12 protein-coding genes are annotated in these 12,036 nt (G+C 70.7%); 1 reads left to right on the top strand and 11 read right to left on the bottom strand.

Annotation, left to right across the window (positions count from 1 at the left end; genetic code table 11):
• Positions 1–4: 4 nt before the first annotated feature.
• A complete protein-coding gene (locus FMM06_RS11295) occupies positions 5–493 on the bottom strand; it encodes a hypothetical protein (protein WP_144237499.1) in 489 nt (162 codons plus the stop codon).
• A 152-nt stretch (positions 494–645) separates the two neighbouring features.
• Here FMM06_RS11295 and FMM06_RS11290 point away from each other — a divergent pair, with 152 nt between their 5' ends.
• Positions 646–1,440, top strand: coding sequence for a glucose 1-dehydrogenase (locus FMM06_RS11290; RefSeq protein WP_144237498.1), 795 nt, complete (start codon positions 646–648; stop codon positions 1,438–1,440).
• A 49-nt stretch (positions 1,441–1,489) separates the two neighbouring features.
• Here FMM06_RS11290 and FMM06_RS17220 read toward each other — a convergent pair whose 3' ends face one another.
• From FMM06_RS17220 to FMM06_RS11240, 10 genes are all read right to left on the bottom strand, one after another.
• Positions 1,490–2,146 carry a PEPxxWA-CTERM sorting domain-containing protein gene (locus FMM06_RS17220; protein WP_235889285.1) on the bottom strand — a complete coding sequence of 219 codons (657 nt, stop codon included), beginning with the start codon at positions 2,144–2,146 and terminating at the stop codon, positions 1,490–1,492.
• A 95-nt stretch (positions 2,147–2,241) separates the two neighbouring features.
• Positions 2,242–3,429, bottom strand: a complete 1,188-nt coding sequence (locus tag FMM06_RS11280; RefSeq protein ID WP_144237497.1) for a serine hydrolase domain-containing protein — start codon at positions 3,427–3,429, stop codon at positions 2,242–2,244.
• Between the two features lie 28 nt (positions 3,430–3,457).
• Complete coding sequence (locus FMM06_RS11275; protein WP_144237496.1) at positions 3,458–4,138, bottom strand: hypothetical protein; 681 nt, start codon at positions 4,136–4,138, stop codon at positions 3,458–3,460.
• Positions 4,128–5,369: an N-succinylarginine dihydrolase gene (locus tag FMM06_RS11270; RefSeq protein WP_144237495.1), complete on the bottom strand. Its 1,242-nt coding sequence runs from the start codon at positions 5,367–5,369 to the stop codon at positions 4,128–4,130. The genes FMM06_RS11275 and FMM06_RS11270 overlap by 11 nt, the downstream gene beginning before the upstream one ends.
• A 44-nt stretch (positions 5,370–5,413) precedes the next feature.
• On the bottom strand, positions 5,414–6,814 hold the full coding sequence (gene astD, locus FMM06_RS11265; protein ID WP_144237494.1) for a succinylglutamate-semialdehyde dehydrogenase: 1,401 nt from the start codon (positions 6,812–6,814) through the stop codon (positions 5,414–5,416).
• A complete protein-coding gene (locus FMM06_RS11260) occupies positions 6,801–7,817 on the bottom strand; it encodes an arginine N-succinyltransferase (protein WP_144237493.1) in 1,017 nt (338 codons plus the stop codon). Before FMM06_RS11260 ends, astD begins: the two co-directional genes overlap by 14 nt.
• Complete coding sequence (locus FMM06_RS11255; protein WP_144237492.1) at positions 7,817–9,031, bottom strand: hydrolase; 1,215 nt, start codon at positions 9,029–9,031, stop codon at positions 7,817–7,819. The genes FMM06_RS11260 and FMM06_RS11255 overlap by 1 nt, the downstream gene beginning before the upstream one ends.
• 259 nt (positions 9,032–9,290) lie before the next feature.
• Entirely contained in the window at positions 9,291–9,674 is a 384-nt protein-coding gene (locus FMM06_RS11250) for a VOC family protein (protein ID WP_144237491.1), read from the bottom strand.
• A 398-nt stretch (positions 9,675–10,072) separates the two neighbouring features.
• Positions 10,073–11,317 (bottom strand): ferritin-like domain-containing protein, encoded by a 1,245-nt coding sequence (locus FMM06_RS11245; protein WP_144237490.1) that lies wholly within the window; start codon positions 11,315–11,317, stop codon positions 10,073–10,075.
• A 2-nt stretch (positions 11,318–11,319) separates the two neighbouring features.
• Complete coding sequence (locus FMM06_RS11240) at positions 11,320–11,979, bottom strand: HAD family hydrolase (protein WP_144237489.1); 660 nt, start codon at positions 11,977–11,979, stop codon at positions 11,320–11,322.
• Positions 11,980–12,036 lie beyond the last annotated feature (57 nt).

Genomic DNA, 12,036 nt, shown 5'->3' with positions numbered 1-12,036 from the left:
AGGATTAGCGCGCCGGTGGCAAGGTGCCGATGGCGATCGTCGGGGGGTGCACCTCGATGATGCGGTCGAAGGGTGGGGCCGTGACGCCGATTTCGGACGCCCCGGCGCTGGCGATCAGCACGGCAAGCCGGCTGGCGAACACCGGGACCGGCACCTCGAGGACCAGCGACTCCCGGCGCAGGATGACCGTCAGTTCGGGCACGTCGCCGAACACCCGGGCGACTTCGGCGACGATCGCTGCATCGCGCTCGGCGGGACCGGCGGGAAGATCGCGGCATGCCTCGACGACGATCGGCCAGCGGGCGGGGTCGTGCGCCCATTCGTTCAGCGGACCCCTGATGCGGCGATAGTCGAACGAGTCGTAGGCATCGCCATTGGCTTCCAGCGTGGCGAGGACTGGCACGCTGCGGACATAGTCGGCACGGTCGGCGACGAAGGCGCGCTGCCTGGCGCGCTCGCGCATGGCCGCGAGGCGGTCCTGCAGGGCCGTCACGGTCGATCGCCGCGACCGGCGGCGATCATCGAGCTGGCGCAAGCGTCCACGCGAAACCCCCGAATGTGTCGCGCTTTGCTAGTTTCAGCACGACGCTTTGCCAAGCGCGCGGCCGGGTGCGCTGCTATGCGCGTGCCCGGCAGGAGACGGACATGCATCGATTGACGGACAAGGTCGCGCTGATCACCGGCGCCGCGCGCGGGATTGGCGAAGCGGTCGCGCGGCGCTTCGCCGCCGAGGGGGCGATCGTGTGGCTGACCGATATCGACGACGCGGGTGTGGCGATCGCCGCCGAACTGGGTGCGGCGGCGCGGTTCACGCGGCTCGACGTGCGCGACGAGGAGGCGTGGGTCGCCACCTTCGCGCAGGTACTGGAGCGCGACGGCCGACTCGACATCCTGGTCAACAATGCCGGCATCACCGGCTTCGAGGACGGCCCCGCCGCGCACGACCCCGAGCATGCGACGCTCGCCGAATGGCACCGCGTCCATGCGGTCAACCTCGATGGCGTGTTCCTCGGCTGCAAGCATGCGATCCGCGCGATGCGGGCGACGGGCGACGGGTCGATCGTCAACATCTCGTCGCGGTCGGGGCTGGTCGGCATTCCGGGTGCCGCGGCCTATGCCTCGTCGAAGGCGGCGGTGCGCAATCACAGCAAATCGGTGGCGCTCTATTGCGCGCAGCAGGGGCTGCGGGTGCGGTGCAACTCGGTCCATCCGGCGGCAATCCTGACGCCGATCTGGGATGCGATGTTGGCGGGTGCGGAGGACCGCGAGGCGGCGATGGCGGCGTTCGTCAAGGATACGCCGCTCAAACGCTTCGGCACGGTCGATGAGGTCGCGGCGCTGGTCGCCTATCTCGCGTCGGACGAGGCCGCGTACGTCACGGGGTCGGAGTTCAACCTCGACGGCGGCCTGCTTGCAGGATCGGCGGCGAGCCCGGGCTGAGGGTCCGGATGCCGCCCGCCGTTCAGGCGGGCGGCACCGGAAAGTCCGTTCAGGCGGCGGCGAGCGCCTTGCGACGCATCGCGGCGCCGACGAGGCCGAAACCACCGATCATCAGCGCCCAGCTCGCGGGCTCGGGCACGCCAGGGGCGACCGCGGCGCCGGCCAGCGTCAGGTTCTCGATCGTCGGCCACAGGAAGCTCCCCGGCCCCGGCTGCACGGACGCGATGCTGATCGACGTGAACGCGCCGTCGGTGACGAAGCCGAGGAAGCTGCTCGTCGTCGCGTTCAGGATGGTCCGCGTGACCGTGCCGCTGGCGTCGGTGGCGTTCAGCACCACGTCTCCGGCCTGGAAGCTGCCCCCGATATCGCTGCCGAAGAACAGGCCGCCCACGCCGCGCACGCCACCCGTGAAGGCATTGAGAACGATCGGATCGGTCGCGGTAGTGGTCGAGAGCCAAGGGTCACCGACGGTGCCGGCCCCGAAGAAGCCGTTTCCAGCACTGGCGGTATAGCCATAGCTGCCGGCGCTCCGCGTGATCGGCGAATTGGTGGTCCCGAAAATGTTGAAGCCGTCGTAGCCGTCGACACCCGGCGCCGAGACGGCGGCAAGGAACGATGCCTGATCGGTATAGACGGTGATTGCGGCGTTGGCAGCGCCCGACGCCAGCAGTGCGGCGGCGACGGCAAAGGCTTTGATGAACGACATGCTACTTACTCCCCTGAGTTGCGTTAGCAGACCGTACAGAAATCTTTACCCGAAACAACCGGTTGGCGGAAAAATTCACACTTGAGTAATTATCGTTACGCACCCGCGTCGATCGCCGCCTGGACCTGCCGATAGAATGCCTCGCGCGCCGCACCCTCGGGTCCGGCGGTGGCGCGGGTCCAGTCGGCGTTCGACGCGATGACGAGACGGCGCTTGCGGTCGATGAAGATGCCTTGGCCGAAGATGCCCTGCGCCGCGACCGAGCCGTCGTCGTAGGTCCACCATTGATAGCCATAGCCGCGGCCCGGATCGCCGATGTCGACCTGCTTCGTCGTCGCGGCGGCGAACCAGCCGGCGGGCACGATGCGCTTGCCCGCCGCCACCCCGTCGGCGAGGACGAACAGCCCGAAGCGCGCATAGTCGCGCGTCGCCGCCTGGATGCAGCAGCCCGCGATCTCGTGATTCGTCTTGCCCTTCAGCCACGTCGCCTTCGCGGCCATCCCGGCGGGCTTCCAGATTTTCGCCTCGAGGTACGCCGACAGCGACTGCTTCGTCGCCGACGAGACGAGCACCCCGATCAGGTTGGTCTCGCCGGTGTTGTAGTGCCAGACGGTGCCGGGCGAGTGGGCGCGCGGCAGCTTGCGCATATAGCTGACGGTCGCGTCGACGCCCTCGTCGGGGGTGGCTGCGTTGAACAGCGCGACGTCGGCTTTGGGGTCCTCGTAATCCTCGTTCCAGCGCACGCCGGAGGTCATCGTCAGCAGCTGGCGGACCGATACGTCGTCGTACGCGGAGCCGCGCAGGTCGGGGATGTACGCGCTGACCTTGTCGTCGAGGCTGCGGATCGACCCGTCCGCGAGCGCCGCGCCGACGAGGGTCGAGGTGAAGGACTTGGCGACCGAGAAGCTCGTCCAGCGCCCGTCGGGGCCGAAGCCGAGGCCGTAGCGCTCGTATCGCACCTTGCCGTCCTGGATGACGATCAGCGCGGCGGCGCGCTGCCCCGCAAAATAGGCGTCGATGCCGGGCAGGGCGAGCGGCTTGCCCGCGGGCAGCGGGGTGGGCGTCGGGCCTGGCTCGATCGTCCCGGCGTCGGCGAGGAAGGTCAGCCGGTCCATCGCGCGGAACGCCGCATCACGCTGGTCGACCGACCACGACAGGACATCGGTGTTCGTCGGCAGCGCCGCGAGCAGCCCGCGCGTCTCGCGGTCGAGGCTGGCGTACCAGCCGCCACCCGCGACGATCAGCGCCGCGAGCACCCCGAGTGCCCAGGTCCGTTTGCGCATATGTGCCTCCCCCGTTTCGGAGGCGACGTTAGCGCGGCGACGCGGTGAAATCGATCAGGTCGATGCGCAGGCCGTTCGGCATGTCCTCACGCACCATGATCGCGGGTCCGGCGGCGGCGACGTGGACGACATAATGCTCGGTGCCGCCCGCCTTGACGATGCGGTAGGCGGTCGAGCGGACCGACGTGCGCCTGCCGCCGACGTCGACCCAGCGGAGGCCGAGCCCGTGCGCCTCGGCGCGGCTGACCTTGGTCGCGGGGTCGTAGACCCTGAACGCCAGGCGGCCGCCGCGGGGCAGGCGGGCGGCCGCGACATAGGCCCAGTCGATGCGCTGGTCGATCGTGCCGGGCGGCAGCGCGTCATCAACTGGGGTGGCCGTGGTGCCGTGCGTGCCCGTGACGCGCCCCGCGCCGTAGTCGAGCGCCATGGCGTATGGCCCCGCGCGGGTCGGCATCTCGAGCTTCGCCGCGACGGGACGGAAGTCGCCGTCGCTGCTCGCGTCCCAGCGCTGGCCGATGGCGGGCGCGTCCATCGTGATCGCGTAGCGGTCGGGGGCGGCGCGGCGGACGGTCAGGATCTGCTCGCCGTGCGGCTGCCCGTCGATGGTGATGCGGTAGGTCAGGCGCCCGGTCGGGAGGCTGTCCGCGCGCGGGGCCGCCGCCAGTGTCGCGAGCGCGACCGCCGCGAGGGCCAGCCGGTCAAAGCGCATCGGTGAGGTCGAGTTCGACAAGCAGGGCGGCACGGGCTGCGCGCGCCTGTGCCCAGAGCGCGGGGTCGGGCAGGTCGGCGGGGGCGATATACTCGGGCCAGTGCGCCTCGACGACGCGCGCGAGCCGGTCGAGCTTGGCATGGTCGACGAGGAAGCGCGGGTCGACGTGCGCGGGGTCGGCGACGACGCGCAGGCGCAGGCAGGCGGGGCCGCCGCCGTTGCGCATCGACTCGCGAACCTGGACGAAATGCACCGCGCGCACGGGGCCGTTGCCCGCGACCAACGTGTCGAGATAGCGCGCGACGCTGGGGGCGGCGCGCGCCTCGGCGGGCAGGATCAGCGCCATGCCGCCGCCGGGCAAAGTGACCAACTGCGAGTTGAACAGATAGCTCGCGATGGCGTCGGCGAGGCTGACCTCTGCCGCGGGCACCTCGATGATCGTCGCCTCGGGCAAGGCCGCGAGAATTTGTCCGTACAACCCGGGCGCATCGGCGAAGGCGTGTTCGTGCGCGAACAGCACGGTCTCGTTGGCGACCGCAACGACGTCGTTGTGGAAGGCACCGGCGGCGATCGCGGCTTCGGACTGCTGCGCGAAGATCGCGTGGCGCACCCCCGACAGCCGCGCGACGGCCTCGCTGGCGCGGCGGTTCTGGCGCGCGGGAAAGGGGCCGCCCGCCTCGCCGTAAACGAAGATGCCGATGCCGGGGGCGTCGTGGCTGGCCGCCATGCGCATGTGATTGGCCGCGCCCTCGTCGCCGAAGGCTGCGGGAACGGCGGCGTGGACCTTGAAGGCGGGGTGCGCGAAGGCGACGTGCAGCTGCGCCTCGGTCGCCGCGTGTTCGAGGCTGCGGTGCGGCATGCGCGACAGATTGGCGGTGACGAGGTGGGTGCGGCCGTCGGCGCTGTCGGCGGCGGGGGTCACCGTCGCGGCGTTCGCGGTCCACATGCTCGACGCTGACATGGCCTGCGCGAACAGCACCGGGTCGGCGGCGGGGTCGGTCAGGCCGAGGGCGTCGAGCCACGCCCGAGCCGGGCGCTCGGGCGGCACGAACAGGCCCTGGGCAAGGCCGAGGTCGAGGCAGGCGCGCATTTTGGCGAGCCCCTGCAGCGCGGCGGCACGGGGCTGCGACACGCCCCAGGCATTCGACGCGCTGGCGATGTTGCCGAGGCTGAGGCCGGCGTAGTTGTGGGTCGGGCCGATCAGGCCGTCGAAATTGATCTCGCGGATCATGCTCTGCTCCCCTCCCTCTTCAGGGAGGGGGGAAGCAGGGCCGCTCACCCGCGTAACCCCGTGGCAATCGTCCCCGCCGCCGCATCGGCCTCCAGCGACGCCACCGGAAACGCCACATAGTCCGCTGCGTAGTACGCGCTCGGCCGGTGGTTGCCGCTCAGCCCCACGCCGCCGAACGGCGCGTTCGACGCCGCGCCGTTGGTCGGGCGGTTCCAGTTGACGACGCCGGCGCGGGTCTCGTGCCAGAAGCGGTCGTACAGTGCCGCGTCGCCGCCGATCAGCCCGGCCGAGAGGCCGAAGCGCGTCGCGTTCGCCTCGGCGATCGCGGCGTCGAAATCGGGGACGCGGATGACCTGGAGGAGCGGCCCGAAGAACTCCTCGTCGGCGCGGCCGGCCACGCGCGTCACGTCGATCAGGCCGGGGGTGAGCAGGGGGCGCTGGTCGTGGCGGAACAGCGGGCGCAGCACCTCGCCGCCGCGCGAGATCAGGTCGCTGAACCCCGCCTGCAGCCGGTCGGCCGCGCGGCCGTCGATGACCGGGCCCATGAACGGCTGCGGCTCGTCGAACGGCGCGCCGACGATGATCCGGTCGATCAGCGCGGTGACGCGGTCGAGCACCGCGTCGCCGTCGGGGCCGAGGATTAGCCGCCGCGCGCCGGTGCAGCGCTGCCCCGCCGACAGATACGCCGACTGGACGATCAGCGCCGCCGCCGCGTCGAGGTCGCCCGCGTCCCAGACGATCAGCGGGTTGTTGCCGCCCATCTCGAGCGCGAGGATGCGGTGCGGCGTCTCGGCGAACTGCCGTGCCAGTGCAGCACCCGTGTGCGGCGAGCCGGTGAACAACAGCCCGTCGAGGTCGGCACCCGCCAGCGCCCGCCCCGTGTCGCCGCCGCCCTGGACGAGGGTGATCACACCCTCGGGCAGGCCGCTCGCGACCCAGCAGTCGATCATGAACGCGCCGACCGCGGGCGTCAGCTCGGACGGCTTGAACACCACTGTGTTCCCCGCCAGCAGCGCGGGGACGATGTGCCCGTTCGGCAAATGCGCGGGGAAGTTATACGGCCCCAGCACGCCGAGCACGCCGTGCGGCTTGTGCCGCAGCGTCTGGCGGACGCCGCCGACCTCGCCGGTGCGCTGGCCGGCACGCTCGGCCTGCGCCTGGATCGAGATGTCGACCTTGGCGGCGACGCTCGCGACCTCGGTCTTGGTCTCCCAGAACGGCTTGCCGGTCTCCCGGGCAATCAGGCGCGCGAACGGCTCGGCGCGGTCCTGCACGACCTTCTGAAAGGCGCGCACGTGCGCGATGCGCTCGTCGAGGCTTGTCCGCGCCCACGCCGGGAACGCCGCACGCGCCGCGGCGACAGCGGCGGCGACGTCGCCCGCGGGGCCTTCCCACACCGTCTCGCCGGTGCAGGGATCGAGCGAGATCAGATCAGAACCCGACATGCCGTACCTCGTCGCCCAGTCCCACTGTCATCAGCTCGGCCTCGCCGCACGGCAGAGCCAGCCCCTCGCCCGCATCGGCGTGCCCGATCCACGCGCGGAAATCGCGCAGCCGCCCGCTCGCCAGCAGCGCGCGGGGCATGTCGTGCGCGCCCTCGACCAGTGCGGTGACGGGCAGGGCGCGGGCGTCGCGGACGGTGCGGACCTGGTCGGTGCGCGCGGTCACCGTCGGGCCGCCGTCGAAGATGTCGATATAGCCGTCGTACGAAAAGCCCTCGGCCTCGAGCATCGCCAGCGCCGGGCGGCCCTTGGCGTGGCACTGGCCGATGACCGAGCGCGCGGGCTCGTCGAGGAGCGCCGTGTAGATCGGGTGCTTGGGCATCAGGTCGGCGATGAACTGGTTGCCGTGGAGCCCGTTGAAGGCGTCGGCCTCCTGGAAACTCATGCCGAAGAACTTGGCGCCCAGCCCGTCCCAGAACGGCGAGCCGCCGTCGTCGGCCAGCACGCCGCGCAGCTCCGCCAGCAGCTTGTCGCCGAAGCGAGCGCGGTGGGCCGCGATGAACAGATAGCGGCTGCGCGCCAGCAGGCGGCCCAGCCCGCCGGTGCGAAGCTCGGGGTGGAGGAACAGCCCGCCGACCTCGCTCGCGCCGTCGTGGTCGGTGGTCAGGTTGAGCATCTGGATGGCCAGCGTGCGGCCGAGTTCACGCGACGACTGCTGCAGGTTGCCGAGCTTGTACGAGTAGAAGGGCCAGTCGACGCCGATGCGGCTGAACACTACCGCGGTGCCGCCGATGCGTCCGGTCGAGGCCTGTTCGAGGACGAGGACATAGACCTCGTTGGCGGGTGCCTCTATCGGCGTCGCGAAGGCGTGGTCCGAGCGTTCGAGGCGGCGGGCGAGCGCGCCGCGGTCCTGCGGCAGCGAGGTGAAGCCGCCGCCGGTCATCATCGCCAGATCGACGAAACCGTCGAGGTCGGTGATCGCGGCGGGGCGGACGCGCCAGCCCATCAGCGCACCCAGCCATGCTGCGCGACACGCATCAGCAGCAGCGCCGACAGCTGCGCACGCTCGACCAGGCTGTCAGTACACAGATATTCGTCGTGGCTGTGGATCGCGCCGCCGCGGGGCCCAAGCGTGTCGACCACCGCAAGCCCGGTCGCGGCGAGATTGTTGCCGTCGCAGACGCCCCCCGTGTCGCGCCACGCGATGCCGAGACCCAGGTCGCGGCCGCAGTCGCGGACCAGCTCGAACAGGCGCAGCTGGTTGGCGTCCATCGGCTTGGGCGGGCGGGCGAAGCCGCCGTCGAGGGTGATGCTGACGTCGTGCGCGGCGGCGACCTCGGCGATCAGGGCATCGATCGCAGCGGTGACCGCCGCCTGCCCTTCGGGCATCGCGGGGCGGACGTTGAAGCGCAGCACGGCGAGGTCGGGGACGATGTTGTTCGGCCCGCCGCCGTCGATCTTCGCGGGGTTCACCGAGGTGCCGGGGTGCGTCTGCATCAGCGCGGCGAGGCGCAGCGCGAGGTCGCTCGCGGCGAGCACGGCATTGCGCCCCGCTTCGATCTCACGCCCCGCATGCGCGGCGCGGCCTCGCACCACGGCCGAGAAATTGCCGCTCCCCTTGCGTGCGCCCGCCAGCGTGCCGTCGGGCAGGGCGGGTTCATAGGTCAGGCCGAGGTGGCAGCGCCGCGCTGCCTCGGCGAGGAACGGCGCCGAGCCCGGCGAGGACACTTCCTCGTCGCTGTTCAGCACGACTTCGTAGCCGAGCGCGGATGCGAAGGGCGATGCCTCGAACGCCATCAGCGCCGCGAGCATCACCGCGATGCCGCCCTTCATGTCGGCGGAGCCGGGGCCGTTCAGCGTCGTCGAGTCGAGCCAGCGGCACGTTTGGAACGGCGAGTCGGCGGGGAAGACCGTGTCCATGTGACCCGTCAGCAGCACGCGCACGTGCGCATCGGGGCGAACGACGAGGTGGAGGTTCTGTCCGTGTGCGAGCGGACGCGTCGCGCCGTCAGCGCCGATGATCGTCGCGGGCGCCGCATCGACGCGGCGGACCCGGCCGAGTGCTTCGAGCGCGGGCGCCAATGCATCGGCCATCGCCGCGAGGCCGGGCAGGTTGCGGCTGCCTGAATTGATCGCTGCCCAGGCCTCGACGCGCGCCAGCATCGCGGCACCGTCGATGGCCCCCAGCGCAGCGGATTCGGCAGGTGACGGCGACCCCATGGCGAGCGTCTAGCGCAGCGCCACGCGCATCGCCAGCCACGATGTGATTAAACTATCAATTTAACGCTAGTGTTGGGAAGCAGGACCGTGCGCTGCCAAAACTCTGCTACGACGCACGGCCCGGCCCTACCGAATGGTACCCGGCCCGGCCCCGTCCGGCGCGCGTGGGGGTGCGGCGCTGGTTACGAGACCGGGTTACCCATAAATACGCATGACATGCCGGGGCGGTTGCATCACGACCCGAAATGAATTTTGCGGGTCAGGCCGGCAGGCGATGCATCGCGCACAATTTGTTGCCCGCCGGATCGCGCAGATAGGCCAGGTAGAGCGGGCCGAAGGCGCCGTCGCGGCGGCCCGGCGGGTCCTCGCAGGTCGTGCCGCCATTCGCGATGCCCGCGGCGTGCCACGCGTCGGCCTGCTCGGGCGAGGTCATGGCGAAGCCGATCGTCGCACCGTTGGCACACGATGCGGGCTCGCCGTTGATCGGTTTGGTGATGATGAACACGCCGGTCGGCGTCATGTAGATTGCGCGGCCCTTGTCGTCGACCATCCCCGGCCGCACACCGACGACGCCGAGCGTCGCGTCGTAGAAGCGCTTCGCCGCTGCAGTATCGTCGGCGCCGACCATGATATGGCTAAACATGCGTGTCCTCCCCGTCTTGTTTCGGCTCTAGACTAGCCGGGGGCCGCGCTAGCGTCGAGGGCAGCGGACGCGGCAAAGCCCCGCCCGGGCGTCCTATCGCCGGGCGGAGGGGCTCATGCGGTTCCCCCGTCCGGCGCTTACGGGACGGGGGGCCGGGTAGCGGAACGATGCGGGGCAAGGCGGCTGAACGGGCAGGGTCGGGGAAATCGGGTCGTGGTGTCCAGCCGGCGCGGGGCCTCGTCTGACCCCCGCATCGCTTCGCGCCTCGGTCATCCGGTAGCGCCCCCGGACCGCCAGGCAGTGGCGAGGGTTGAGAAGCCTCGCCGCCGATCCTACGTATAACCAGTACGGTTCGTTCTGTCAAGCATAACGGGCGCTCTGAAAGGTCGTCAGGCTTCTCAATAGGACGCGAGATACCCGGCAGCCTGTTCCAGCGCGGTTCGTGCCCTGGCCGACAGGTTGCAACGCGTGCCCGACAGCGCTGCGACGCGCTCGCGCAGGATCGCCCGCTCGACGCGGACGGGGATCGGCTCGACGCCGCGCAGCATGGTGAAGGTCATGCCGGCATTGCCATGGTCGCCGTCGGCGGCGGCAGGCAGGCGGGCGAGCGCGGTCGACGCCTCGCCGAGGACGTGCATCAGCTCGATCGCCGCCGACATCAGCGCGCCCTGCGCCTTCTCCGCCGCCGCTCCGCGGCCGAAGCACTGGACGAGGCAGCGCAGCAGCAGGCCGTAGGTCGCGCACGCGAAGTCGAGCAGGGGCGCAGCGTCGGGGTGGTCGACGAAGGTCTTGCCCGCAGGCTCGGGCGGCTGGCGCAGCACCGGGCTGTCGGCGACCGACCACGCGGCGGCGAAACCCGCATCGTCGCGGGTCGCGGCGTCGAGTTCGGACTGGATCGTCAGGAAGCTGCGGTAGTGCGACTCTTCGCTGTCCGCCGACGAGCCCTCGCCCTGCTCGACGACGACGTCGATCGCGCGTTGTGCGGCCGCGAGGTCGACGATCGGCTCGACGCCGTCGAGGTCGATGACCGCGCGGGCGACCTGGCTCGCGGCGTCGCCGATGAACAGGCCGGCCTCGCCGAGTTCGGCCGACAGGGCGATCAGGTTGGCGCGGATCGCCTCGTACAGATGCCCGATCGTGGCGTAATCCTGCGCACTCGGCATCAGGCCGAGGTGCGCCTGCTCGCGCCGGTAGTCGTCGCCGACGAAGGCGTCGCTGTCCTCGCCTTCGACGCCCTGCGGCCGCTCGAGAAAGATGAAATGCTTGAGCGTCTCGGCGTCGAAGCCGGTCAGGCGCACCGCGACGCCGCTCGGGAAATAGCCGGTCGCGACGGGAAAGTTCGGGCGGCCGAAATGCGGCTGGCCGCCGACCGCGACGGTCAGGTTCGCGACGATGACGAGGTGGCCCATCTCCTCGACCGCGACGTCCATGATCGTCTTGCGCCAGCGGTCGAGCAGTTCGCCCTGCGCGGCGCTGATCCCCGGCTCGCCCGGCCGCTTCAGGCTGAACGCCGCGTAGAGATAGCTGCACATCAGGGTGTGCTCGATCTCCGCGGCTTCCGCGAGCAGGTGCAGTAGCTGTTCGCGCGAGCCGATGACGACCGCCTGGCCGGCAACCTCCGCGACGACGGCTTCGTCGGGCATGGTCAGCGCCCCAGCGGCGAGTTGGCGTAGCCCGCGAGCAGCGCCGCGACATCGTCGTAGATCGCGACCGCGCCGCCCAGCGCCTCGTCGGAGAACCCGCCCGACCGCACCGCGACCGCCTTGATGCCGCACTTCGCCGCCGCCTCGATGTCATAGGGCGTGTCGCCGACGACGATCGCCTCGCCCGCGCCGATGCCGTCGAGCCTGACCAGCGCGGTCGCGAAGATGTCGGGGGCGGGCTTGGTGTGCGCGACATCGTCGCCGCTCGTCGTCGCGCTGACGATGTCGCGGGCGTCGAGCAGGTCGAGGTAATGCTCGAGTTCGGGCCCGGCGGCCGACGACGCCAGCACGACCTGCTGCCCGTTGGCCGCGGCATGCGCGAGCAGGTCGTGCGCGCCCGGGAAGGGCTCGACCTTGTCGAGGTAGTACTCCTTGAAGATCGAACCGCGCTTGTCGCCGAGATCCTCGATCGCCGCCTCGTCGAGGTCGGGGAGCAGCGTCGGCACGAGCATGTCGGTGCCCTTGCCGATCTGGTCGTGAACGGTCTTGCGGTCGAAGCGCGCGCCGACGCCGAGGAACGCCTCCTCCCAGGCGAGGACGTGCATGTCGTTGCTGTCGACGAGCGTGCCGTCGATGTCGAAGAGGATGGCCTTGATCTGCATGGACGCTCCTGCGGCACGCTCGTGCCGGTTTCGGGAGCGTTAACGGTGCTGCGCTAC

This window comes from Glacieibacterium frigidum, assembly GCF_007097155.1.
Lineage (GTDB): Bacteria > Pseudomonadota > Alphaproteobacteria > Sphingomonadales > Sphingomonadaceae > Glacieibacterium > Glacieibacterium frigidum.
This window is presented reverse-complemented; position numbering and strand designations above follow the sequence as displayed.